At 41.8% G+C, this 25,668-nt stretch carries 23 protein-coding genes and 2 tRNA genes; 3 read left to right on the top strand and 22 right to left on the bottom strand.

Going from position 1 to position 25,668, the window contains the following annotated elements:
- Window positions 1–11 precede the first annotated feature (11 nt).
- The 16 genes from HMPREF9431_RS01260 to spt form a co-directional block, all read right to left on the bottom strand.
- Window positions 12–2,474 (bottom strand): LuxE/PaaK family acyltransferase, encoded by a 2,463-nt coding sequence (locus tag HMPREF9431_RS01260; protein WP_004379240.1) that lies wholly within the window; start codon window positions 2,472–2,474, stop codon window positions 12–14.
- A gap of 5 nt (window positions 2,475–2,479) precedes the next feature.
- On the bottom strand, window positions 2,480–3,925 hold the full coding sequence (locus tag HMPREF9431_RS01255; RefSeq protein ID WP_004379239.1) for a class I adenylate-forming enzyme family protein: 1,446 nt from the start codon (window positions 3,923–3,925) through the stop codon (window positions 2,480–2,482).
- A 7-nt stretch (window positions 3,926–3,932) separates the two neighbouring features.
- Window positions 3,933–4,166 carry an acyl carrier protein gene (locus HMPREF9431_RS01250; RefSeq protein WP_004379238.1) on the bottom strand — a complete coding sequence of 78 codons (234 nt, stop codon included), beginning with the start codon at window positions 4,164–4,166 and terminating at the stop codon, window positions 3,933–3,935.
- A 7-nt stretch (window positions 4,167–4,173) separates the two neighbouring features.
- Window positions 4,174–5,133 (bottom strand): transketolase family protein, encoded by a 960-nt coding sequence (locus HMPREF9431_RS01245; protein ID WP_028899241.1) that lies wholly within the window; start codon window positions 5,131–5,133, stop codon window positions 4,174–4,176.
- On the bottom strand, window positions 5,120–5,941 hold the full coding sequence (locus HMPREF9431_RS01240; protein ID WP_004379236.1) for a transketolase: 822 nt from the start codon (window positions 5,939–5,941) through the stop codon (window positions 5,120–5,122). The genes HMPREF9431_RS01245 and HMPREF9431_RS01240 overlap by 14 nt, the downstream gene beginning before the upstream one ends.
- A 10-nt stretch (window positions 5,942–5,951) precedes the next feature.
- Complete coding sequence (locus tag HMPREF9431_RS01235; RefSeq protein ID WP_004379235.1) at window positions 5,952–6,686, bottom strand: SDR family NAD(P)-dependent oxidoreductase; 735 nt, start codon at window positions 6,684–6,686, stop codon at window positions 5,952–5,954.
- A complete protein-coding gene (locus HMPREF9431_RS01230; protein ID WP_004379234.1) occupies window positions 6,683–7,741 on the bottom strand; it encodes a 3-oxoacyl-ACP synthase III family protein in 1,059 nt (352 codons plus the stop codon). The genes HMPREF9431_RS01235 and HMPREF9431_RS01230 overlap by 4 nt, the downstream gene beginning before the upstream one ends.
- 1 nt (window position 7,742) lies before the next feature.
- Window positions 7,743–8,510: an SDR family NAD(P)-dependent oxidoreductase gene (locus HMPREF9431_RS01225; RefSeq protein WP_004379233.1), complete on the bottom strand. Its 768-nt coding sequence runs from the start codon at window positions 8,508–8,510 to the stop codon at window positions 7,743–7,745.
- A 3-nt stretch (window positions 8,511–8,513) separates the two neighbouring features.
- Window positions 8,514–8,744, bottom strand: coding sequence for an acyl carrier protein (locus HMPREF9431_RS01220; protein ID WP_004379232.1), 231 nt, complete (start codon window positions 8,742–8,744; stop codon window positions 8,514–8,516).
- A gap of 16 nt (window positions 8,745–8,760) precedes the next feature.
- The gene (locus HMPREF9431_RS01215) at window positions 8,761–9,396 is read right to left on the bottom strand and encodes an acetyltransferase (RefSeq protein ID WP_004379231.1); all 636 of its coding nucleotides are present in this window, start codon (window positions 9,394–9,396) and stop codon (window positions 8,761–8,763) included.
- A gap of 41 nt (window positions 9,397–9,437) precedes the next feature.
- Complete coding sequence (locus HMPREF9431_RS01210) at window positions 9,438–10,547, bottom strand: DegT/DnrJ/EryC1/StrS family aminotransferase (RefSeq protein WP_004379230.1); 1,110 nt, start codon at window positions 10,545–10,547, stop codon at window positions 9,438–9,440.
- Window positions 10,540–10,965 carry a hypothetical protein gene (locus HMPREF9431_RS12680; RefSeq protein WP_155812905.1) on the bottom strand — a complete coding sequence of 142 codons (426 nt, stop codon included), beginning with the start codon at window positions 10,963–10,965 and terminating at the stop codon, window positions 10,540–10,542. Before HMPREF9431_RS12680 ends, HMPREF9431_RS01210 begins: the two co-directional genes overlap by 8 nt.
- 44 nt (window positions 10,966–11,009) lie before the next feature.
- A complete protein-coding gene (locus tag HMPREF9431_RS13125; RefSeq protein WP_004379228.1) occupies window positions 11,010–11,594 on the bottom strand; it encodes a hypothetical protein in 585 nt (194 codons plus the stop codon).
- Between the two features lie 413 nt (window positions 11,595–12,007).
- Window positions 12,008–12,081, bottom strand: a tRNA-Pro gene (locus tag HMPREF9431_RS01200).
- Window positions 12,082–12,105: 24 nt separating this feature from the next.
- Window positions 12,106–12,179: transfer RNA gene (locus tag HMPREF9431_RS01195), tRNA-Pro, on the bottom strand.
- Between the two features lie 447 nt (window positions 12,180–12,626).
- A complete protein-coding gene (spt, locus tag HMPREF9431_RS01190; protein ID WP_004379227.1) occupies window positions 12,627–13,814 on the bottom strand; it encodes a serine palmitoyltransferase in 1,188 nt (395 codons plus the stop codon).
- 231 nt (window positions 13,815–14,045) lie between these two features.
- Here spt and HMPREF9431_RS01185 point away from each other — a divergent pair, with 231 nt between their 5' ends.
- The 3 genes from HMPREF9431_RS01185 to HMPREF9431_RS01175 all read left to right on the top strand — a co-directional run bounded on the left by HMPREF9431_RS01185 (window position 14,046) and on the right by HMPREF9431_RS01175 (window position 17,105).
- The gene (locus tag HMPREF9431_RS01185; RefSeq protein ID WP_004379226.1) at window positions 14,046–15,077 is read left to right on the top strand and encodes a diacylglycerol/lipid kinase family protein; all 1,032 of its coding nucleotides are present in this window, start codon (window positions 14,046–14,048) and stop codon (window positions 15,075–15,077) included.
- A 1-nt stretch (window position 15,078) separates the two neighbouring features.
- The gene (locus tag HMPREF9431_RS01180) at window positions 15,079–16,173 is read left to right on the top strand and encodes a DUF3810 domain-containing protein (protein WP_004379225.1); all 1,095 of its coding nucleotides are present in this window, start codon (window positions 15,079–15,081) and stop codon (window positions 16,171–16,173) included.
- Window positions 16,174–16,274: 101 nt separating this feature from the next.
- Window positions 16,275–17,105: a DUF4595 domain-containing protein gene (locus HMPREF9431_RS01175; protein ID WP_004379224.1), complete on the top strand. Its 831-nt coding sequence runs from the start codon at window positions 16,275–16,277 to the stop codon at window positions 17,103–17,105.
- 410 nt (window positions 17,106–17,515) lie between these two features.
- Here HMPREF9431_RS01175 and HMPREF9431_RS01170 read toward each other — a convergent pair whose 3' ends face one another.
- The 6 genes from HMPREF9431_RS01170 to HMPREF9431_RS01145 all read right to left on the bottom strand — a co-directional run bounded on the left by HMPREF9431_RS01170 (window position 17,516) and on the right by HMPREF9431_RS01145 (window position 25,637).
- Window positions 17,516–18,301: a class I SAM-dependent methyltransferase gene (locus HMPREF9431_RS01170; RefSeq protein ID WP_004379222.1), complete on the bottom strand. Its 786-nt coding sequence runs from the start codon at window positions 18,299–18,301 to the stop codon at window positions 17,516–17,518.
- Between the two features lie 251 nt (window positions 18,302–18,552).
- Window positions 18,553–19,668: a hypothetical protein gene (locus tag HMPREF9431_RS01165; protein WP_004379221.1), complete on the bottom strand. Its 1,116-nt coding sequence runs from the start codon at window positions 19,666–19,668 to the stop codon at window positions 18,553–18,555.
- A gap of 348 nt (window positions 19,669–20,016) precedes the next feature.
- Window positions 20,017–20,391, bottom strand: coding sequence for a dihydroneopterin aldolase (folB, locus tag HMPREF9431_RS01160; RefSeq protein ID WP_040560998.1), 375 nt, complete (start codon window positions 20,389–20,391; stop codon window positions 20,017–20,019).
- A 23-nt stretch (window positions 20,392–20,414) separates the two neighbouring features.
- Window positions 20,415–23,000, bottom strand: coding sequence for an adenosylcobalamin-dependent ribonucleoside-diphosphate reductase (locus HMPREF9431_RS01155; RefSeq protein WP_004379219.1), 2,586 nt, complete (start codon window positions 22,998–23,000; stop codon window positions 20,415–20,417).
- A gap of 460 nt (window positions 23,001–23,460) precedes the next feature.
- Window positions 23,461–24,030: a UpxY family transcription antiterminator gene (locus HMPREF9431_RS01150; RefSeq protein WP_231287679.1), complete on the bottom strand. Its 570-nt coding sequence runs from the start codon at window positions 24,028–24,030 to the stop codon at window positions 23,461–23,463.
- Between the two features lie 20 nt (window positions 24,031–24,050).
- Window positions 24,051–25,637, bottom strand: a complete 1,587-nt coding sequence (locus HMPREF9431_RS01145; RefSeq protein ID WP_004379216.1) for a peptide chain release factor 3 — start codon at window positions 25,635–25,637, stop codon at window positions 24,051–24,053.
- Window positions 25,638–25,668: the final 31 nt, after the last annotated feature.

The following is a 25,668-nucleotide window of genomic DNA, read 5'->3' as shown; positions in this document are numbered from 1 at the left end:
TGGGAGGGAAATCATCGCAAAGGTCCACCTAACGTACTCCAACGTACAAGTCTATCAAAAAGGAAAATACCATCCCATGGCATTTCAAAATTAAGCATCCTTCCTAATTGAGGACAACGGGCAACGCCTCTTTGTGCTGCAGCTTCAGCAAAAGAGATTGCTCGTTCATTAGGAGCTGCAAGACCAACTGTTTGAATATCTTCATTAAGAAGAGGTGTCACCTCCATTAAATTTTCAACGGGATGAATAAATAGCGTACGAGAATAGATCGGATTAGCTAATTTCACTTGCGTATCAATTAATAGAGTCCAAGACATTGTTGGACTCCCTATAACTTTACCCTTAAAATCATAAACTCCTCGAATAGAATGAATAGCAGAGACCTCTTCCTGGGATACTGTACCTTTGGGTATTTGTTTTTCCGTCCGTTCCATTGCCTTTGCTAATGCTTCTACAAATTTTTCAATTGATATGTTGCTACCCTTTTCTATAAAAAGATTATGGGGTGAGGCACAGCCCGTCTGATCAAATACAGAAACATCAACAGAAATACGGCGTGCCAACTTCTTTACGGCAGACTCATCCGTCAACATCTCTTTTGCTATAACAGCACAAGAAAGTTTTGGTCCAAAGATGATTGTCTCTGCATCAAATTTAGTAGGATAACCGCAAACTGTTTCTACAGCACTTTTTCCTCCCCACGCTATACGTACATCAGCCTGCTTTGACATCTCCTCGCCTAACAAATCTGCATGATGAGAGAAATATATCAAACCTATTGTATCTAACAGCTCGTCTCCAGTTATTGTGTATCCCTGTGCTGTCTTATAATAAACACCTTTAAAGGAATTGAGTATGGTCTCAAAAACACCATTATCTCTTGAAGACACCTTTAAAAGATTTACATTTTTAGAGATAATAGATTGAACCAAAGCAAACAACCCAAGTATTTGAACATTTCCTGCTAACCAATGGCATACCAAGCCACGAGCATTAGCACGTAGCATGTGCTTTTCAGAATTAGGAAAGGCCAAATATTGGTCTAAATATTGATAGTTCCCCTTAATACCCAAATGAGCCATTGAGGACAAATGATTATAATCACACCATGATGAAAGGAATAATAGCCCTTTATCCTTCAAGAAGGCTAAAGAAGTATCGTCTGACCATTTTTTCGCTACCTCTGCAATAAGTCCAATAAGAGCTTCTGTCGGTTGATGGCGAAGCCATTCTTGCTTTGCCTTTAACTTTACAATCAATTCTTGAAGTTGTAATAGTGGGTCTGAAGCTTTTAAACTTTCAGCATGCAATAATACCTGTAGATGCTTATCAACCACCTTATCCTCTCTTTTCTTTACGAAAGTTAATTTCTGAGATAAAATATCACCACAACCACGGACTTCTGCCTTTTTTATTCTGCCTAAGACCTTAAAACGCTCTCCTCCTACCTCATTAGAGGTAAAATTAGGATCAATAACTCCTAAATCATCTGTTAGAATAACGTTCCCCGGATATGAATGCGGGATTGGAGATATAAACTCTAACATACCTTCTTTACCTGCAGGAAGCACCTCGTGTGTAACAACATCACGTACTATTACCTTTGAATAAACAGAACAATGCTTCCACCCATCCTTCATATCAGGATAGTTTAATCCCATCTGCTCGGTAAAACCATAAATATCTATAATGTCAGAAGGTTCTATTCCAAAACAGTGGGCAAGCTCAATATTAAATTTGTCTTTGCTTATCTTTTCAGACTCTAATTTTTTCCATCCTCCAATATGAATAATCTGACTACCCTTTGGCAGTTGTATTTTAATATTCTTAGAAGAAATCCCTTTTAAAACATTTGCATAAAGAATATAAGTAAAACCAAAAAGAACAACTGGTTGACTTCTATCTAAACTATCAATAAAAGTCTTCATTGCCTCTATATCAAAATAAGATATATTATTTTCTTTTACTTTAAGGAAATAAGCAACTTTACTTGCAAACTTTAAATAGCCTGTTACCGCAGCAAAACGAGCTCCTAAAAGCTGTTTAAATTCAGATTTTGGGTCAATATCCATAATAAGGAAAGGCTTCCTCTGATGCCCTATTACTTCCTCTATCACCCGTATCATAGCTTTCGATTGCCGTTTAGCAGTTATCTTGTCAACAACAATAGAACTAGGAATGCCAGATGTTGCCGAAGATTGAAGAGTTAATTTAATTTCATCTTGGGGGACTGAAGATAAAGATTTCCCTAACTCTTTAAAAACACTGACAGAAACAGGTGGAATATCTTCAAGTGAGAAATTTGTATAAGGATTAAAGTTCTTCCTTATACAAAATTGCTTATACATTTCATTATTTTCATAGTGAAATATCAGTTCATCTTTTAAAGAATTAAAAAATAGTTTATCTGATATTGCATCGTTTGAAAAAGTATCTAATGTAAAGAGCTTATCTATATTTGTTTCCTTTTCCATATTTATTAATTTTTCTCTTTTAATAAATGCCGCTGTATTTTTCCATTTTGAGTTTTAGGTAGAGCATCAATATACTCAAATTTTACAGGGATTTTATAATTTTCCAGCTTACTACCCAATAGTTTTACTACTTGGTTAAAGTCTATATCATGTTTTTCACTAACGATATAAGCTTTTACAACTTCACCTAAAACAGCATCGAATATGCCAACACAGGCACTTTCCTTTATATGCTCTGTTTGATTAAGTTGCTCTTCAACCTCTATTGGAGAAACTTTTTTCCCACCTACATTTATTATTTCTTTTTTTCGGCTCCGTAAATATACATAACCATCTGAGTCCATATGTCCCCAATCACCCGTTTTAAAATAGTCACCGTTAAAGTCTTGATGAAACATCTCATCTGGAACTCCCCAATAAGCTGTACACACATGCTCACCTTTTACGCAAATTTCCCCATCACTTCCATCACTAACAGGGAATCCTTTTTCATCAAAGACCTTTATATCAACATTTGGAGAGGCCTTTCCTACAGAAGATAGCGCATTTTTATCATGATGAAAGCTAATAAAACAGCTGCGTGATGCTTCTGTTAGCCCATAATGCATACAAATGCGAGTCTTGGGTAGAAGTGCCATAAGATGCTCCTTGTCTGATAAGGACATGAACGAGCTTCCTATCTCTATATAGCGCAACTGATGTGCATAATTTGCAATCCTGTCTTTACTCATTTTTTGAATATAAGACCAACTTGCAGGGACCATCCCGAATCCTGTGACTTTACAACGTTCTAATTCGCCATAGAATTTCTTCATACTTGCAAAACCATTAAGCAAGACTATAGTCCCACCTGCCAAGAATACACATCGCATTCTACCTAAACCAAAGCTATGACTTATCGGTAAAGCTAATAACTCTATATCGCTATCTGTATTTCCTATAAAACTATTAATATTAGAAGCTGCTATCATTTGATTATGAAAAGAAAGAGCTACCCCTTTAGGTAAACCTGTAGTTCCTGTCGTAAAAAGAATATCAGAGATATTATTTTCATCAGGAAAAATTATGGATTCTAATGGGGCTTTACTCTTGCAAATCTCAGAAAAGGGCGTGATTTTCTTTCCACCGTCGTATTTCAAATTCCCAATAATAAGTTTAGGAGTTGCTGTATCCACGATACGTTGTAAACGTGTTACATTCGTTTCCGAGTCAATGGGAACCGTTATCAAATGTGCTAAATGAGCTCCGAAATAGGTATAAATGAAATCAATCTCTTTATTAGCCGACAGAATAATACGATTGCCAGGAGCCATTCGCTCTAACAAAGTCCCGGCAACTCGCTTAATAGCCTCCCAAAGTTCTGCATAAGTTATTTGCTCTGCCCCTGATATAATTGCTACCTTTTCAGGGGTCTCTCGTGCATGATGATAGATGACTTCTTCTATACTCATAACTTCTTTACATTACTTTTCCTTCTACAGCTTTAACGATATCGTTTATATCTTCCAAATCCATCATCTCTTCTGGATCGAACTCTATCCCGAATTTTTCCTCAACCGTCGATAAAATCGTAAGGTGACCAATAGAATCCCATGCATCAAAATCGCCTATAGAGCTATCGTTATTAACTTTAGAAATCTCTACTTCACAAACTTCTGCAACGATGTTCTTTACTTCATTTAATATATCCATATTCATTTTAGTTTATATTTGACAATATCTTATTTACAATATTTTCAGCGGAAAGTCCTCTATCCTCCAACATCCAGTTATATTCTCCAACCTTACCATAGCTATCGGGTAGTCCAATTGGCAATAATTTGGGAGTATTTTTTAATTGTGCAAGCTCAAAACCGACAATGCTTCCTAATCCACTCACCAATGTATGCTCTTCTATAGTAACTATTAACTTTGCATTCAAAGACAGACAAGTCGCATCGAATGGTTTAATTGTATGTACATCCATGACTTGCACACTAATGTTTTTTTCTTCCAAAAGCGCACGCACTTTTAAAGCTGTAGTTACCATATTTCCTGTTGCCAAAATCTGAATATCAGAACCATCTGATAATGAGATGGGTTTACCGACTTCAAAATTAAAATCATCATCATATACCATTTGTGCACCTAAGCTACCCATTAACCGTAAGTATGATGGCACATCAGACTGCATTGCCGCATAAAAAGCCTTTACAGCTTCACCTGCATCACATGGTGAAAATACTTGTATCCCAGCTATATTCCGAACTAATCCATAATCTTCAATGGAGAAGTGTGTATTACCCATATAAGCTAAAGATAGTCCAGCATTAATACCTATGAAGACTATAGGGAAACCCATATAACCACTATACTGACGTAATTGTTCAAAACTACGCATACTTAGGAAACAAGATTGTGCTTCAACGATGACTTTATAGCCTTCGCTTGCAAAGCCAGCGGCTATTCCTATCATATTTTGTTCTGCAATACCTACATTTATAAAATGATCAGGATACGTCCGTTTAAATTTATCTAACCCGGCATAATTAGAAACATCAGAAGATAAAACGATCACCTTATCATCTTCTTTCATATATTCCATCAATGCCACATAAAATATAGAGGCAGGCTCCCCCATATTTGAGAATATCTTTGCTTTAAGTTTATTTAATTTCATACTTATTCTCCTCCAAAGCTTGCTTATATTGTTTTTCCGTTAACACAATATGATGACACGCAGGATTATTCTCCAAAAAAGAAATCCCTTTTCCTTTTATTGTATCAGCAATTACAACATTTGTTCGATCATATCTTTTTTCTAAAGCCCTACACAATGACTCAGGATTGTGGCCATCAACAGTATCTACAGCTAAATTAAATGCACTAAATTTCTTCTCGAAAGATTCCATATCACATATATCTACAGTCGGAGCATCTAACTGTAGATGATTCCTATCAAGGATAATTGTAAGATTAGAAAGTTTATGATGGGCAGCAAACGCTAAAGACTCCCAAACAATGCCCTCATTACATTCTCCATCACCTAAAATGACAAATATACGATTATTGAATTTTCTAAGTTGGCAAGCCTTTGCTACTCCCACCGCAAAAGAGATACCCAACCCTAAACTGCCTGCTGAGAATTCTATTCCTCTCTCTAAATTACGATGTGGGTGTCCATATAAAGTAGTACCATTTGTTTCAAAAGTTGTCAACAAGTCATCACTTATAAATCCTGCTAAATTTAATGCAGCAAAATAAGAGAGCACACAGTGTCCTTTGCTAACGATGATTCTATCACGATTTTCATCATAGCGATTTTCAAGATTTATATTAGCAACACTTGAATATAAAGCAGCAAAAATTTCTATAGACGAAAGAGCTCCCCCCATGTGACCTCCATTCCGTCCAGCCTTATAAGTTTGCTCTATACACTGTATTCGCATTTTATGCGACCAATCTGTTATGACTTGATATTTATTCATACACTCTATCTTAATAAATTAATCCTCCATCAACTCGAATCACTTGCCCATTTATGTACGAAGATTTCTCCGTAGCTAAAAAATAAACAACTTCTGCTATTTCAGAAACATTGCCTATTCGTTTTAGAGCAGTATTCGCTATTAAAACTTCTTTATTTTTCTTATTTAGCTCTGTAAACATATCTGTATCCATTCCACCAGGAGCAACCGCATTTACCCTAATATTAAAAGGAGCCAATTCTTGCGCTAAAGATGTAGTAAATATATTTAATGCGGCCTTACTTGCACCATATCCTGTAACAGCAGACTGCTTCGTGAAACTTGAAACAGATGATATATTTATAATAGTTCCACCTTTCCTAAGCATTAATTTTGCGACACGTTGTGTTATTTGCACTGCTGCAAAATAGTTTACCTGGAAACATCGTTCTATATCATCAACCGTACTCATCAAGACAGTCTTATCAAAAAATATACTAGCATTATTAATGAGCACAGTAGGAACTATTTTCAAAGCAGAAAACTCTTTTAAGCCCAAAGAAATAGCTTGACGATTTTCTAAATCCATATAAAGGATGTGTATGAGTATTCCATATTGTTGCTCTAAAGACTTACAATGAACTTCAAAATCTTTGTAACTCTTCCTCGTTGTTACAACAATATCATAGCCTTTTGAAGCAAATAAATTTATGAGTGCCAACCCCAGCCCTCTATTACCACCTGTGATAAATAATACTTTCTTCATCCTAACTCTATCAAAGGTAAACTAACAATATGGTTTAACTTTATATATGCTGCAGCCCAAGATAATCCCGCGCCAAAACCACACATAATTACATCTGCCTGTTCCTGACTTAATTTATCACCAATACCGACTACTATTGTCATTGGTATAGAAGTACTACTTGTATTGCCATATTGCATCAATGAATAAGGTATCTTCTCTGATGGAATTTTTAACTTTTTCCCTATTTTTTCATCCATATATTTATTTGCCTGGTGGAGTAAGAGGTAATCTATCGAATTTAAATCTATCCCATTATATTCACACAAGGCTTTAATCGCTGCAGGTGGTTCTTTTACTGAAAATGAAAAAACACTCATTCCATCCATATAGCCATGATACCCTTTACGAATAATTCCATCTTCTCTCTCTCTCATCCTTAGACTATCTTCATTCATAGGATTACGAGTTCCGCCATATTCATGCATAATTGCACCAGCACCTGATCCATCACTCATCAAGTCAAAAAACATTGGTGCTACCCCCTCTTTATATTCAAGAGCAGTTGCAGAACCGGCATCTCCATGCAATGGCCATAATGTTTTATCTAACGGCGATTGCAAAACTGAAGTCGTTTCACCAACAAGAAGTAAAGCTCTTTTGATATTCCCAGAAGACATTAATGAACTTATAACAGAAAGTCCATACACATATCCTGAACAGGCTAAAGGTATATCAAAAGCCATACAAGACTTTGGTAGATGTAGTTTTTCTTGTAGAATATTTGCAGTAGCAGGTGTAATATAGTCACGTGAAAGAGAAACAAATATTAAAGCTTCTACCGTTTCCCGCTCCCATCCCAAAGAGTCTAACAATTTTTCTGCAGCAGCTTGACACAAATCAGAGCAACACATACCTTTAGGGACTATCCTTGAACGCTCAACATGCGTAAGTGCAATAACTTTCTCAGCCTCTCCTGGAGCAAAGAAAGGTAAATCCTTAATTTCTTTTACGTCTTTAGGAACAGCACATGCTACTCCTCTTATCGAAACATTTTTAACTTTAAGAAAAGCCATATTAATGATTTAATGAATATCCACCATCAACAACTATTGAAGCACCATCTATGAAAGAAGCTGCATCTGAAAGAAGAAATGCCACAACATGTGCTATTTCCTCAGGTCGTCCATAACGCTTTAATAGATACTTTTCTTTATCAGAAGCCTTATCATCCTCAGACAAAGTATCTTGCTGTATCATCTGTGTTTGTATCATGCCTGGACAGACACTATTACAACGAATACCACGATTAGCAAACTCTATTGCACTGTATTTCATGAATGAATTCAAAGCTGCTTTGGACATACCATAAGCTGCTGCACCTGCAACGTAACTTATATTTCCACCTATTGAAGAAGTAAAAACATAAGCACCATTCTTTTTCAAAAGTTTCTTCTTAAATACAGCTTTTGCTAACTGAAAGTGTGCTAGTACATTCGTTTGGAACACCGCTAACAACTCTTCCTCACTAACAAATTTAATTGGTTTGCTCCCATTTGTAATACCTGCATTACTAAAGACTCCATCTAAAGTAATATCTAAAGAAGCTATTGTCTGCACAACATCATCTAAAGTTATATCAGCAATGACACAATGGTGCTGCTGCCCTTCCGAAGTATCCAATAGCGATAAACCTTCTTTTAAACGAAGCTCATTCCTGCCATTTAAAACGACATTTGCACCTAATTTTGCACATTCTATAGCCGTAGCAAGCCCTATACCTGATGATGCGCCTACAACTAATATCGTCTTACCTTTTAAGGTGAAAGGATTATATCCAACCATCTGTTAGCTTTTACTCTTTACAAGTTCAAATAAGTCTGCAATTGTTTTGCTATTACGAATATCGTCTCCTTTCAACGTTACATTATATTCTTCATCAACCATTGCTATGATGCTTAATGCCAATAAAGAAGACCATTCATCAAGTTCCTTGAAATCGGTATCTGGCTTCAAATCACCAATCTCCGTATCATCAAACTGTTCTGCAAAGTTCTCAATAAATTCTTTCAATTCCATAATCAATATTTTAATTTTAAAATTCTAATCTTTGAGCAGGATTTCCATATACTGTTATCCCTGGTTTTACATGACGAACGACTACCGCTCCGGCACCAACAACAGCATGATGCCCTATTTTCTTATGTGGTGTTATGATTGCACCAGGATGTATCGTTACAAAATCTTCAATAGAAACTCCTCCTCCAGTAATAACGGAGGCTTCTATTTCACAATAATCTCCAACACGAACATCATGCCCTGCACCAGATCTTATATGCATAGTAACAAAATTACCTATATGCGAATTATTAGATAAAACAACATCACGCATAATAATGCACCCTACACCTAATTTCGCAAATTCACAGACAACAGCACTGTTGTGAATTAGATTGATAAAGCAACCAGACTTAGCCAAAATCATATCTGTATACCTTTTTCTATCAATCACATCACCTAATGCACAAACAAACACATCATCTTCTTCCGGTAAATAATGCTCCACACTATCTATTATTGGAGGATAATTCCCCATACCATTCAATGCGTCTGCTTTATCATCTAAAAAACCTTTTACCACAAACTCTTTATGATAACCTTGTGCCTCTTTTGCTAAAGAATAAACTTCACGTCCAAAGCCACGTGCCCCAATAATAAGAAGGTTCTTCATATATTTATATTAATGTGCGTATTGTTGATAAAATACCATGGCTATTTTTTGATGACATTGAGCACCCTCTCCACATCATCATCCGTCAAAGCATGATGCATGGGTAAACAAATTACTGTGTCAGCCATCTTATGCGCATTAGGAAGATTTTCCGGACGAGCACTTTCTAAACCACGATAGGTAGAAAATTCACTAATCAGCGGGTAAAAGTATCGCCGCCCCAAGATGCCTTGTTCCTTTAATTTGAAATAAAGTTCATCTCGAGTCATTCCATATTTCATTGCATCAACAAAAATAGGGAAATAACTATAATTATGCCTTACACCAGGCATATCCTCCCAGTAGGATAGCCCTTCTATATCTTTTAAAGCTGCTCGATAGACCTTTGCAACACGTTGCCGAGCATTAATGGCCGCATCAACTTGTTTAAGATTGAGTAAACCATAAGCCGCTCTCACTTCATCCATTTTACTATTAATGCCAGGACCTATTACTTCGGTTTCACTTGCAAAGCCAAAATTCTTCAAATAGTCTATCCTCTGTTTCGTTTTAGCATCATGCATAATCATTGCTCCACCCTCTATTGTATTATAAACTTTAGTAGCATGGAAGCTAAGGGTACTCATATCTCCAGCCTCAAGGATGCTCTTCCCATTCACCTCTACCCCAAAAGCATGTGCCGCATCATAAATAACTTTTAAACCATATTTATCAGCAATGGCTTGGATTGCTGCAGTATCACAAGGTTTTCCATAAACATGGACTGGCAAAATTGCAGTTGTACGGGGCGTGATTGCAGCCTCTATTTTCTCAGGATCAATATTTCCCGTAGACAAATCCACATCCACAAACACTGGCTTAATACCATTCCACCATAAAGCATGTGTCGTTGCCACAAAACTATAAGGTGTAGTTATAACCTCGCCGGTGATACGTAATGCCTGTAAAGCCGTAAGCAACGGCAGCGTACCATTAGTAAACAAACTCACATAAGGCACCTTTAGATATTCTGCCAATGCCAACTCCAACTGCGCATGCAGTACTCCATTATTAGTAATCCATTTCCGTTGCCAAATCTCTTGTAATGATTTGGTGAACTCCTCTAAATCAGGCAATAAGGGAGAAGTTACGGTTATATTTTTCTTATCCATTAATTCTGAATTGATTTGCTAACCAGCAATAATGCCGGTTTTTTTGAATAAAAGAAACTAATTTATCAAGATATACATTTTCTATTAAGCGAATACGAGCATAATCTATCATCACACAAACACAAAATACGACTATTGGAACAAGAACCACTTGCCAATAAATAGCAGATGTATGATATATTTCTACATTACGGAAAACATCATGCCAAAGAAATGTACGCATAGTATCAGAGTGCGCATGTATTAACAATACGCCAAAAGAACAAGCAGCAATTGTATTAATGCTCTTATTCTGCGGTACATGCAAATTTTTAAAAAACATAAAACTTGATAGACTCACTAAAAAAGCTAATACTCTATTCGATTCTGTTACAAAAAACGTCGTATGTTCCCATGTCACTTCGCGTCCTCTTATCATTTGGAACCACAATAAGAATAATACACTCAAGGCACTTAGCAATATCAAAATGACGGTAGCCCCCCCCAGAAGGTTACACTTTGTTCACGGAATATGCCATAAAAGCGGATATAAGCTATTACCACATACAATACGCTGAACCATGTTATATAATTAAATGCAACATGAATAACCGGATTCGTTCCTATGACAGTATAGATACCTATTCCCAAACAACCTAAAAATAGATGCTGTTGCTTAGAGATTCCTTGTAACAAGCGATTGAGAAAAGGAATAAACAAATAAAAAAGCAGGAAACAACTTACAAATCCCGTATCAACACTTTGAATCGGATTAAGAATGTTAACTATGTTCATTAAAGTTATAGGCATCTTGCCACTCAACAAGAATATCAGTCCTATCCCTAAATTATAGAATACTAATTGAAATAGCAATTTTACAAATTTGTGCAACGTAATACGCGATGTACACATAAAATACCCCGTGATAAGCACAAAACAATTAATAATTGTCTTTCCCCACATTCCCATGAGGAAAAGATATATGCTTTTAAAAGATGTAGGAGCTGCACACATTTCACTTAACAGCCCAGAATTAACCACATAGTGATGCATCACGATCATCATCATGAGAAGAATTCTATACAACTCAATGTTTGAACTTCTGCTATTTTTTTTAACCATCCTATCTACAAAAAGAAATCTTGCGACGCTACTACAAAAATGAGCTACATCTTATTTTTTATAAAACAAAGTCATTTATAATGCTCCTCCTCCTCACTGAGCTACACTCAATGAGAAACAATACACACATGAACCAGCTGGCCGCAGAGAGTTGAAATAATCAACAAGCAGCAGCAATACCTATTTAGACGGTAACAAAATCCATGTGTTGAGAATACATATAAACTACTTTATGGGTTGCAAAGATATGTGTTTCTTATGAATAATGCAAATTTAAATATGATTTTTATTCAACGTAATCTAACACAGTGCATACAACAAAAAAAGCGAGACAGCTTCCATGAAACTATTTCGCTTCGTCGGGGCGACAGGATTCGAACCTGCGGCCGCCTGGTCCCAAACCAGGAGCGCTACCGGGCTGCGCTACACCCCGCTGCAAAACGTCATCGTTAAAAAGTCGGGGCGACAGGATTCGAACCTGCGGCCGCCTGGTCCCAAACCAGGAGCGCTACCGGGCTGCGCTACACCCCGCATTAGATGCGATTTCGTTTTTGCGTGTGCAAAGTTAGTATTTTAATTTGGAGCAACCAAAGTTTTGTTGCTTTTTCTACATGATGCCAATGCCCATTGCTGGGAAAAACTGCTTCGCTATCTGCAGGAAAAGACGGCTTCATGAGCTGTTAATTGAAGTTGTATTCATTCATAGTTGTAGCAACACGCACGAATGTTGAATCAAGCTCTGAAAAAGGTACTATCGTTTTGTTTAAAAAGTACTATCATTTTTGATGAAAAGTACTATCGTTTTGCTCAAAAAGTACTATCGTTTTTAATGGAAAGTACTATCGTTTTCTGCAAAAGCTAATATCCACTTCGCGAGATGATAGCATGGTTTGCATATCACGGCTATTTGCATAGAACACAAAAAGGCGGAACTGCAACCAATGTGCAATCCCGCTTTTATGAATGAGGAATGAATTTTTACTTGATAATGCCTTGCTCGACAAAAATCTTCTTGAGTGCTTTCACTCCACGATCAACCTCGTCTTTCGTGTGGTTGGCCATCAAAGCAAACCTCACCAAGGTGTCTTGTGGCGCACAGGCCGGTGGAATAACAGGGTTAATGAATACACCCGCATCGAAAGCTAACTTTGTTACCAAGAACGTTTTCTCAATGTCACGCACATACAAAGGTATGATGGGGCTCTCTGTATCGCCAATTTCAAACCCTTCTTCACGGAAGCGTTCTAAAGCATATTTTGTTACATTCCAAAGATTTTCCAAGCGTTCGGGCTCCTGTTGCAGAATGTGGAGTGCTTCCATTGCGGCGGCCGTTGCAGCCGGAGTGTTAGATGCACTGAAAATATAAGTGCGGCAAGTGTGGCGCAAATAGTTAATCGTATCTTTGTCGCTCGCTATGAAACCACCTATTGAAGCTAAGCTTTTAGAGAAGGTTCCCATGATGAGATCCACCTCATCGGTCAGCCCAAAGTGGTCGCAAACACCTCGTCCCTGCTTGCCAAACACACCTAAGCCATGGGCTTCGTCGACCATCACCGAGCAATTATACTTCTTCTTCAGCGCAACAATCTCAGGAAGTTTGGCTAAATCGCCTTCCATTGAGAACACGCCATCGACCACAATCAGCTTAATGGCCTCCTGCGGCAAAGCTTTTAATACGCGTTCCAAATCCTCCATGTCGTTGTGCTTGTAGTGCAACTGGCGTGCAAACGACAAGCGACGCCCATCAACAATGCTGGCATGATCGCGATCATCACAAATAATGTAATCGCCTTTTCCAACCACTTGTGCCAACACACCTTGGTTAACGGAGAAACCTGTAGAGAAACAGAGCGTTGCATCTTTGTGCACGAACTCGGCCAACTCTTTTTCCAACTGCACATGAATGTCTAAAGTTCCGTTGAGGAAACGACTTCCGGCACAACCCGAACCATATTTATCGAGTGCGCGCTTTGCAGCATCGATTACGCGTTGGTCGCCGGTTAAACCTGTATAGGCGTTAGAACCAAACATCAACACATGATGCCCTTCCATGTCAACTTCTGTGCCTTGCTTACTGGTGATGGCACGAAAATAAGGATATACGCCTGCCTCTATATATTTCTGAGGCTCGCGATAATGCTTATATCTTTCTTGTAATTGTCCCATTTTAAATAGGTGTAGAAAACTACGTTTTGATTTTTTTAGGCTGCAAAGATACAAAAAACTATGAATAACGGCCTATCTTTTGGCAATAAATGTTTCAAAATAGCAAATAATCAAGGCGTCACAGCTTTTATAACATTGAAATATTTATCTTTGCAAAGGAAATGTGTTGAACGTTTTCCGCTGGATGAATATTTCTTTTTCCTGCCTATTGTCATTAAAAAATAACTCTCAATGAACAAGAAAAAAATTGTTTTTATCATGAACCCCATCTCGGGAACCATGAATAAAGCGGCTATTCCAAGCCTCATAGAAAGGTATTTAAACCACGAATGTTTCGACTATGAGATTGTCCAAACAGCCTATGCGGGGCATGCAGTTGAGCTCGCCACAAAGGCTAAAGACGAAGGAATAGATATTGTGGTGGCCATCGGAGGCGATGGAACCGTGAACGAAGTGGCACGCGCTGTGGTGCATAGCAACACGGCCTTGGGCATCATCCCATGTGGGTCGGGCAATGGATTAGCGCGCCATTTGATGCTACCGATGAACGTAGCGAAAGCCATTCAAATCATTAACGAGGGCGAAATCCACTTGCTCGACTATGGCATCATCAACGATCACCCTTTTTTCTGCACCTGCGGCATGGGCTTCGACGCTTTCATCAGCCACAAGTTTGCCGAGGCAGGAAAGCGTGGGCCAATCACCTATGTTGAGAATGTGCTCAAAGGCGGATTGCAATATAAGCCCGAGACCTACGAGATACGCGACGAACACGGCACCACACGGCTCAAAGCATTCCTCATCTCGTGTGCCAATGCTTCACAATACGGCAACAACGCATACATCGCACCACAAGCATCAATGAGCGACGGATTGATGGATATTGTGGTGATGCAGCCATTCAGCGCACTTGAAGCGCCACAAATCAGCATCGACATGTTCAACAAGACCTTAAACAAGAACTCGAAAATCAAAACTTTCCGCTGTAAACATCTTCACATCCACCGCAGTGCGCCGGGCTACATCCATTTCGACGGCGACCCTGTTCTGACGGGTGAAAACATTGAGGTGGTGCTGAAAGAAAAAGGAATTCATATCATCGTCAACGCTCATGCCGACAAACGGCTGCGCCAGCCCAACCGATTCCAAAACATGGCTACGACGATATTCAACGAGCTGACCGACCTTAGTCGCGGCATTAATCGCAGAAGCCGACAAATTCAGGCGCTTAACAAAACCATTCAGCGCAAGCTCAATCTCTAAAATGAAAAGAGATAGCGTCCACATCGGCCCATTTCGCCCACGACATCTCCTCCTCTTTGCACTTCTCGTCGCCATAACGGTCATCCGTTTCATCCCCAAATTAGGCGACGTTTACACCGCTAAGCTCTATCCCATCATAGGCCGGGCACTGGCATCGCTCTCCAATCCCATCCCCTTTTCAATGGATGGGATTTTTGTGCTGTTATGTATTGCATGGCTCATTGCCTACCCCATTTACGCCATCGTTTATCAAAAGAGGAGAAAACGTGCAACGCTGCTGCGCATGGCCGAATTTCTGCTTTGGCTCTATGCGTGGTTCTATTGCGCATGGGGGCTCAATTATGCGCAATCCAACATTTTTCAGCGCATGAAAATGGTTCCGATGTCACCCGACACTGCTGCCTTCCGCAACTTTGCCTATCGCTATGCCGACAGCCTAAACGCCACGTTCACCCTGAACTTCCCACACGAAGACGAAACCATGGAGCGCATCCAGCAAGGCTATCGGCAGCTCAACAGCACCCAAATGGGCATCAACCGTCCTTTCAACCGGCATCCGCATCCCAAAACCATGCTCCTTTCCCCGCTCAGCAGCATGGCGGGCGTAACAGGCAGCATGGGGCCGTTCTTCTGCGAATTCACCATCAACGCCGACGTTAGGCTACATAACTTCCCATCTACTTGCGCCCACGAATATGCCCACAGTCTCGGCATTGCCAACGAGGGCGAGGCCAACTTCTACAGCTACATCATCTGCACCCACGCATTCAACAAGGCTTTGCGATTTAGCGGTTACTATCAAATCTTTTTCCACATGCTGCAGCAAGTTGACGACCTCCTCGGCCCATCCGAATATAAGACCTTCATCAAGCACATTCGTCCCGAAATCATCCGCCTCGCACAAAGCGACCGAAACTATTGGCTATCGCGTCGCAGTCCCATCATCGACACCACACAGCGTTTCATCTACGACCTTTATCTGCAAAGCAACCGCGTCGACGGAGGCATCAAAAGCTATTCGGGCGTGATGGCCATCATCATGGCATGGGAGGCGAATGTTTTTCGGACTGAAAGCACCGGCCGAGCCCGCGATTGACAACAAAAACCTGAAAAGATTTGCCGCTCTCCCCGTTTTCTGCTACCTTTGCACCGCTTGATAAAATTCTTAGCATCAATTTTTTTAAATAATTCAACAAGATGAGAAAATTATTTCAACTCGCCCTCATGGTCACCCTGACCGTGGGCATCGCAATGATGGCATCGTGCAGCAAAGACAACAGTGACGAACCCGAACAAAAGATGGTCAACGGAACGGATGTTAATCCGCGCAACGTTTTCCCATTAGGATTGCCCAAGAAGATCTCAGAGCTTGTGCTCACCCAGAACGAAAAGGGACAGCTCATCCAGCTTGCAGAGCCTAATGACGATGAAAGAATCACGTTTGAATATAAGGACGTTGCCTTAGGGTCGACCCAAGCACCGCAAGTGATATTAACAGAGACGGATGAGCCCGACAAACACGTTTATGAGCTTTATCTCAACCGGAACGGCTTTGTGACCCACGCCAAAGAGACCCACTACCGCAACGACCACATCGCCGGGAAAGCAACGTGGGATTTTGCCTACAACGCCGACAACCAACTGAAGGACGCGAAATGCTCGACCGACAAGAAGCACATCGTTCTTGAATATCAAAATGGCAACGTCGTGAAAACAACAACCACCGCCACGGGCAAACCCACCGAAGTAACCACCATCACCTATGCCACGGCTTCGACCAGACCGATTGAAAACAAAACGGGTGTGATGCTTTTCGGCGCCACACTTGATGCCGATCTCGACTACCTCGAGGCGGCCTATTATGCCGGACTGCTCGGGAAGCCAAGCAAAAATCTGCCGCTGCAATCTGAAAAATCTGGTGATAAAGCCAATCTTAAATGGACGCTTGACAGCAATGGCAATCCCACTGCGCTCAATCAGAGTTTCAGCAATTCGTCAGAAAGATTCAGTACCTCTTTCACATGGTAGCCGCCGGCGCTCGCATCCCTTTCGCAGCAATAGCAAGGGATGCGAATTTTCACAGCCGAACACCCCAAAACGGTGAGCGGATGCGGACTTTCACGGCTGAATATCCCCAAAAAGTCAACGGATGCGGACTTTCACAGCCGAACACCCCAAAACGGTGAGCGGATGCGGACTTTCATAAACGCATAAAAACGGTTGTTCCCAACTTTGGGAACACATGAAAATGGTAAAAACAGACGTTCCCAACTTTGGGAGCGAGCAAATTCTCGAAAAACGGTTATTCCCAACTTTGGGAACACATGAAAATGGTAAAAACAGACGTTCCCAACTTTGGGAGCGGGCAAAATGCTGAAAAACGGCTGTTCCCAACATTGGGAACAGCCGTTTTTCTCACGTTGTTTCGGCTCTACAGCCTATTTTATGCCATAAATCAGTCCCATGTTCTGCAACATGAGGCACATGAGTGGATGCCGCTTGATGAAATCTTGCTTTTCAACGTGCAACATGCAGTGGATTTCTGCAATCCCCTCGCAACGCAGTTCTTCAACAAATGCGTCCATGTCGCCATAAAGCGCTTTGCTGCCGAAAAGGTCTTGGAAAGCAAAAGCACCACCTTTTTTCACCACACGCAGCGCTTCGCGCACCACTTCTCGCTTGTCGGGCTGGGTCTTCACCTCGTGGAAAACAAAGTTGCTCACCGCCGCATCAAAACTTTCGTCGGCAAAATCGAGCTTTGAAGCGTCACCCTTGCTGAAAGTCACACGGTCGGCCACCCCTTCAATCTCGGCATTTCGCTCGCATTGCTCCTTGGCATAGTCCCAGCCCATGCCCCAATAGTCCATTCCTTGGAGCGTGGCCTCGGGAAATTGCTTTGCACAACGATTGGTGAGCGCGCCGGCTCCGCAGCCAATATCAAGAAGCGTCCCGTGCCCATCCCAATCAAGATGGTCGATAAGAAACTGGTGGATTTCGCCCATCAGTCCCCCGCCATTAAAGGAAAAGGTGTGGTGACACACCTGCATGAAAACCGCGATGACGACTGCAGCAAGTGCCAAAAGACCGGCGATGACGGCAGCCCAGAAATTGTGCCAGCAAAACGCGGAGAAGAAAAATAACAGTAGAAAAGCAACAGCACAACCGTAGCTGATGCGCAGGATTGTAGCGGGAACCCAGTTCCCATAATTTGTTCTTTGTTTCATTGCATATCCATTTGTTGTTAGAAATCGTGCTTTTGTTCAAGCTAAAGAAACGTGGCGGAGCACCCTTTGTCCCGACGTGTCTGCAAAGATAAACAAAATTTTTAATACGCCGCCACTTTAGCATGCCTGATGAATACAGAGAATGGGCACGTATCTGCAAAGATAAGACGTGACATTCGCAACAAAAAAACACGAGCCCTTATCAACCAAAAATATTATGAGAAGGGCTCGCGTAGAGGCTATAGTATGATTTACTTACTCTTGTGATAGATGCTTGCAGCACCACCGGCTAAATCGATCAGCGTTTCGGGAGTCGGACGTTCAGCCATGAGTTTGCGCAACATATACAGATTGTAAACGCAATACAGCGTGTTGCTCACCGCAGGCTTCCAGCTATTGGGATCATTGGCATCGGCTAAAAGGCCATATTGGTTGGCTGCCTTAAAATCTCTTCCCATTGCTGAAAGCAGAGCCGCATTGGTGTAAACAAAATACTTATAATCAGTAGACTTACCTTCGACGTTGAGATGGGCAAACCGTTGGCTCAAATCAACGAACTGCTGATTAAGTTTCTCGCTATTGACATCTTGCAACCATTGAGTATAAAGTGGTGCAGCTTCGGCCGATAATTTCGCCTCTTCAGGATAAGCGGCCTGCACCTTTTCGGCTACAGCAGTATATTGCAGTTTGCTATACTTGTCACCCACCAAAAAGAGTTGAACATACTGTGCCAAACTATTGCCGGCATAATCGAGAGCCTTTTTGGCCGTTAAACCTTGAATGACACCAGCATGCTCAGCAAAATAGCTTCCGGCAACCTCCTCTGTTCCCCATTTCTTCGCACTATTCTTATCGGTGATGACAATCTGCTTCGCCGCAGCATCATAACCCACATAGTTTTTGTCGACATAATTAGAATCGATGACCGTGAAATTTACCAAGGTCTTCCCTTCCGCGTCTTTAATCCTACAAGCCACACCTAAACTATATTCTGTGCGAATACATACGCCAGCATAGGGGTCGCCATCATATTTGGGCTGCTGAAAATCATATTTCTTTTTAAACACAGGCTTCTTGGTGTAATAGACTTCCATCGTAAATTTAGCTGCACCTGACTTCACATTAATGCCATTACCCTTTCCTAAATTCATCTGTTCGGGCAACACGCCAATGGTTTGCTGCGTACCTTCAAACTTATAAGTGTCATCGGGCGCAAGTTTTGTCAACAATGCCGGAGCAACGAAGCTCTTCATCTCTTTGGGCAACAAGTTCTCACGTGTGAATTTAAACGATTTTTGCGCAACAGCTTGCACACTGCTCATTGTTAGGATGGCACAAACCATCCATGAAGATTTAAAATGAATCATACGTTATTTTATTAAAGAAATTATAATGTGCATCGAAGAATTTTATTGAAGAATTGATCTATAACGCGCATGCTGCACTATTATTTGGATGTCCTAAATCCAATGCAAAAAAGGAAATCTTCTGCAGCTCAAAAACACTATATGTCATCGTGTAATCCAAATTTATGGCCGCGAAATTAAAGAATTCTATTGAAAACGACAAGAAAATAGCAGATAAATTATAAAGGATGTGTATTTCGCCCCCACAAGGCATAGGCATTTCAACAACAAAATATAGAATGGTTATGCGACGAAGGAATACCACCAAGAAAGTCAACGGATTCGAATTTCCACGGCCGAAATGGCTTTCTATTCTTCAGAAACAAACGTAAATGCTACGCCTGCGCCATCAGCATCACCCCCCATTGGAGGATTACACTTGAGTAATTGCAAAGAAATGGATGTAATACGAGGAAAAGCATGCTTCAAGCGCTGGGCAATGCGCTGTGCCACATGTTCGACCAAAGCCGAGGGTTGATTCATCTCTTCGGCTACGAAGGCATACACGTCGGCATAGTTGAGCGTATCAGCCACTTTATCACTCGTGGCCGCAGCAGCCAATGGGTAGCTTATCCGCAAATTGAGCACATAATCATTGCCCACAAAACGTTCCTGCGGCATCACACCATGAAAGGCGTGAAACCGCAGGTTTTGCAAAATAATCTCACCGGATTGTATCTTCATCGTCATGAGCTGTTCGCGACGCATCAGCCACAACGACTTGCGCCACAGTTAGTGCAGATGAGACAGCCTTCTTGGTAGACAAGACTTTCGTGCCCGCAAACAGGACATTTCTGCCCATTGGCTTTGGTCCCATCAACAATATATTTCTTCAACGCACGCTCAACACCATTCTTCCACGTGTTGATGCTTTCGTCTTTGAGTTGCAGAGAGCTCACGAGCTTCATGACATGGTCAATGGGCATACGATAGCGCAACACGCCCGAAATGAGTTTGGCATAATTCCAATATTCTGGATTGAATTTCTCACTCAAACCCTCAACGGTCGTTTTATAGCCGCGCTTATTCTCAAATTGAAAATCATAGCGATGTGTCCCTTCGGCTGTGGTCGATTTAATGATTTTCCCTTTCGTCACATTCTTAGGCAGCACAATACCCTCTTCATCGTCTTGCAACCCGGTGAAGATTTCATAGGGATAACCATTGAGCAGGCCCACAAAAGCCACCCATTTCTCTTTATTATTTTGGAAACGCACAACATCGCATTCCAATTCCTTCGGTCGAACCTCTGTCACTTCGGGCTGCTTACAGGGCTGACGGTTATCAGCAACTTCTTGCACATCTGCACCTTCGGCATGCTTCCCTTTCTTTTTATCATCCTTCGAAACAGAAATCATCACGCCTGCGCGACTTCCATCACGATAAATGGTGCAACCTTTACATCCGCTACGCCACGCCTCGACATAAAGACGATTGACCAATGCCTCATCAACATCGTTAGGCAAATTAACCGTTACACTGATGCTATGATCTACCCATTGCTGAATGGCACCTTGCATCTTCACCTTCATCAACCAATCAACATCGTTGGCCGTAGCTTTGTAATAAGGTGATTTAGCCACTAACGCATCGATCTCGTCTTGCGTATAACGTTTTTCCGTGTCATATCCATTAATCTGCATCCACTCCAAGAACTTACGATGATAAACAATGTATTCCTCAAAGCTATCGCCCACCTCATCGACAAAATCTACATGCACATCAGTATCGTTGGGGTTGACCTTGCGACGACGCTTGTAAACAGGCATGAAGACTGGTTCGATACCGCTGGTTGTCTGCGTCATGAGCGATGTGGTACCCGTGGGAGCAATCGTCAAGCAGGCAATATTGCGGCGGCCATAACGCTTCATATCGTCATAGAGTTCCGGATCGGCCTCTTTCAAACGTAAGACAAACGGATTTTTAGCTTCACGCTGCGCATCGAACACTTCGAAAGCGCCACGTTCCTTGGCCATCGTCACCGAGGAGCGATAGGCATTTAGCGCCAACGTTTTATGCACCAATACCGAGAAGTCCGTAGCTTCTTCTGTGCCATAGCACAAGCCCAATGCAGCCAACATATCACCCTCAGCCGTGATTCCTACGCCCGTTCGACGCCCCATGCTGCTCTTGCGTTTTATCTTTTCCCAAAGGTGATATTCCGTCTCTTTCACCTCATCATTTTCGGGATCAGCCTTAATCTTTTCGATGATTTGGTCTATCTTTTCCATTTCCAAATCAACGATGTCATCCATGATACGCTGCGCATACTGCACATGCTGCTTGAACTTATCAAAATTAAACGTCGCATCAGCTGTAAAAGGCTTATCGACATAGCTGAAAAGATTGATGCTCAGCAAACGACACGAATCGTAAGGGCACAAGGGAATTTCGCCACAAGGATTAGTGCTCACGGTAGCAAAACCAAGGTCTGCATAACAATCAGGAATGCTTTCGCGCAAAATGGTATCCCAAAATAATACACCCGGTTCGGCACTCTTCCAAGCGTTATGCACAATCTTTTGCCATAGGTCGCGCGCTGAAATCTCTTTCTTCACCAAAGGCGAATCGCTATCAATAGGCCATTGTTGCACATAGGTTTTACCACCAATGGCCGCCCGCATAAACGCATCGTCTAATTTCACAGAGACATTGGCACCCGTGACCTTTCCTTCCTCCATCTTAGCATCAATAAAAGCCTCACTGTCGGGATGTTTTATGCTCACCGAAAGCATCAATGCGCCACGACGACCATCTTGAGCCACCTCGCGCGTTGAATTACTATAACGCTCCATAAACGGAACCAACCCCGTTGATGTCAGCGCCGAGTTATTCACAGGACTTCCTTTCGGGCGAATATGACTCAAGTCATGGCCTACCCCACCACGACGCTTCATCAACTGCACCTGCTCCTCATCGATGCGCATAATGGCACCATAACTATCAGCCTTGCCATCCAAACCAATCACAAAACAGTTGCTCAAACTTGCAACTTGTTGTGTGTTGCCAATGCCTGTCATAGGACTTCCCGCAGGAATAATATAACGGAAATGATCCAACAAATCAAACACTTGTTGCGCCGTCAAAGGATTCTTATACTTCTTTTCAATGCGAGCCACTTCATTGGCAATGCGCCAATGCATATCTACAGGACTTTTTTCATAAATATTCCCGAAGCTATCCTTCATCGCATACTTATTCACCCATACACGGGCAGCCAGTTCGTCGCCGCCAAAATAGGACAAAGTTGCCTGAAAAGCCTCGTCGAAGCTAAAAGTTTTTTTGGAGTTCATATTTTATTATTATTCGTGAATTCTGCGTTGCAAAATTAGGATTATATTTTCAAAAAAGGAAATCCTTACCTTGATATTTTCGTTTATCAATTTCCTTTTTTGAAAACTTTCACAACCCAAATGCATTCAAGAATAGTTCCAAAAATCATACCAAAATAGATTTATGTACCACGTATCATTCACGGGAATGAACGATGGATGCACCCTTACAGGGGGCAATGTGGACGAATGGCAGGGGCGGCGCCAGTATGGAGATTGCTGAAAAGTAAAATGGACTTTCAGATTGTAAGTTAGTAAAGTGGAACCGGCCTCAAAATCATGCAGAAATCTCATTTCTTAGAATGAATTTAAGGGTATACAGATAGTTACTGACTTATCAAGTTACAAGTTGAAACACTTTTCAAAAATATCTTTCAAATATGGAAACTTTTTCAGCAGCTTCCCCGATGTGCCCATCCATTTACTCGGCTGCCTCGCAACACCAGCGCGACACCTTCACCATAATGGCCATACCGGGAATTTCTTTCAGCAAATAGTATTTTTTGTTCGAGCGCACCAAACGGCCGGTTAGTCCTTTCAAAGGCCCATGGTGCACCAACACTTTATCTCCTTTTTTGAGATGGGCTTGTTCGGTGCTCAGGAATTTTTTCATCGTGAGCTCTGGGTTGCACATCATTTTGAAGTCGAACATTTGTTTGGCTGGGATTTCGCAATACGCAGGTGAGCCCATCTCCTTGGTAACAACACTCATTTTCAAAGGTGAAGAGATGACAAGCTTGCGCATTTCTTTCTCGGACAATGTTTTTTTCAAGAAGATGAGGTTACGCACCACTGGCCGCAGTCCATGCCGAATGTGATGCTCTTTATCTTCATAATCAACATATTGCTCGGGGATGAACGTTTCAAGCCCATACTCGGCGAAATAAGCTGCTACGGCCTGCTGCCTCACCGTGTATAGCTTGATGGCATACCATGGGGTGGTGTCCGTTTCATCGATTGCCGCAACATTCTCGGCCGTTGTTCGCTCCATATCCTGCGCCATCTGATGGATTAAAATTCGCTCGTGAAATGGAATTTAATATGCTCAAAGTCTTGCTGCGCCATGGAAAGCACATAGCCGCTGTCGGCCAAGAAGACATCACGGCCCTCGGTGTCTTTAGCCATGTATTGGTATTTGCGTTTTTTGAAGTTTTCCAATTCAGCCGGATCATCCGACTCTACCCAGCAGGCTTTATGCAGATGCACGGGTTCCCAACGGCACTTGGCATTATACTCGTGCTCCAAACGATATTGGATAACTTCGAATTGCAGTTGTCCCACGGTGCCCACGATTTTGCGACCGTTGAACTGATTGACAAACAACTGCGCCACACCCTCATCCATCAACTGATCTAATCCCTTTTGAAATTGTTTGCTTTTCATGGGGTCATCGTTCTCAATATATTTAAACAGCAGGGGCGAGAAGCTCGGCAATCCGCGGAAATGCAGTTGCTCGCCCTCGGTCAGTGTGTCGCCAATCTTGAATATGCCATTATCGGGCAGGCCGACAATATCACCGGGATAGGCTTCGTCAACGGTGCTTTTGCGTTGCGCCATAAACTGTGTGGGCGAAGAAAAACGCACTGTTTTCTCCTGTCTCACGTGCAAATAGGGCTGATTGCGCACAAATTTCCCAGAGCAAACCTTGCAAAAAGCAATGCAACTGCGATGGTTGGGATCGATATTGGCCGTGATTTTAAAAATAAATCCTGTAAACTTAGGCTCTTCGGGCATCACCATTCGCTCCTCGGCTTTTGTGGGACGCGGGCTTGGAGCAATGTCAACAAAACAATTTAGGAGTTCTTGCACGCCAAAATTATTCAGAGCCGAACCAAAGAAAACGGGGGCAACCACACCGGCGCGATAGTCTTCTTCTTCGAAAGTGGGATAAACCCCATCGACCAATTCCAAATCATCACGCAATTGCTGTGCTTCGCGTTCGCCCACCATCTCGTTGAGCTCGGCCGTTTTAATATCTACGGCCACCTTCTCGGTTACACGTTGTTTATTGGGTGTGAAGAGATTTAGCTGCTGCTCATAGATGTTATAAACGCCCTTAAACCGCTGTCCCTGCCCAATAGGCCACGACAACGGGCGCACTTTTATTTGCAGTTCTTCTTCTAATTCATCCAACAAATCAAATGCATCACGCCCTTCGCGGTCCATCTTATTGATGAAGATGATAACGGGCGTATTGCGCATGCGACACACCTCCATGAGCTTTCGCGTCTGTGCCTCCACACCTTTTGCGCTATCTACCACGATGATGGCCGAGTCAACCGCCGTCAGGGTGCGATAGGTGTCTTCGGCAAAGTCTTGGTGACCCGGCGTGTCTAAAATATTCACCTTATAAGGCTCACCCGTTTCGCCATCGGGAAGGTAGTCAAACTCCATGACAGATGTCGAAACAGAGATGCCACGCTGCTTTTCAATATCCATCCAATCGGATGTAGCCGTCTTGCGTATCTTATTGCTTTTTACGGCACCTGCCACCTGAATTTGGCCACCAAACAAGAGGAATTTCTCCGTCAGCGTTGTCTTACCTGCATCAGGATGGGAGATGATGGCAAAGGTTCGCCGCCGTTGTATTTCATTCATGCCTAAAATCTTTATCTGTATAAAATTGATA

The organism is Segatella oulorum F0390, from assembly GCF_000224615.1.
In the GTDB taxonomy this organism is placed as follows: domain Bacteria; phylum Bacteroidota; class Bacteroidia; order Bacteroidales; family Bacteroidaceae; genus Prevotella; species Prevotella oulorum.
This window is presented reverse-complemented; position numbering and strand designations above follow the sequence as displayed.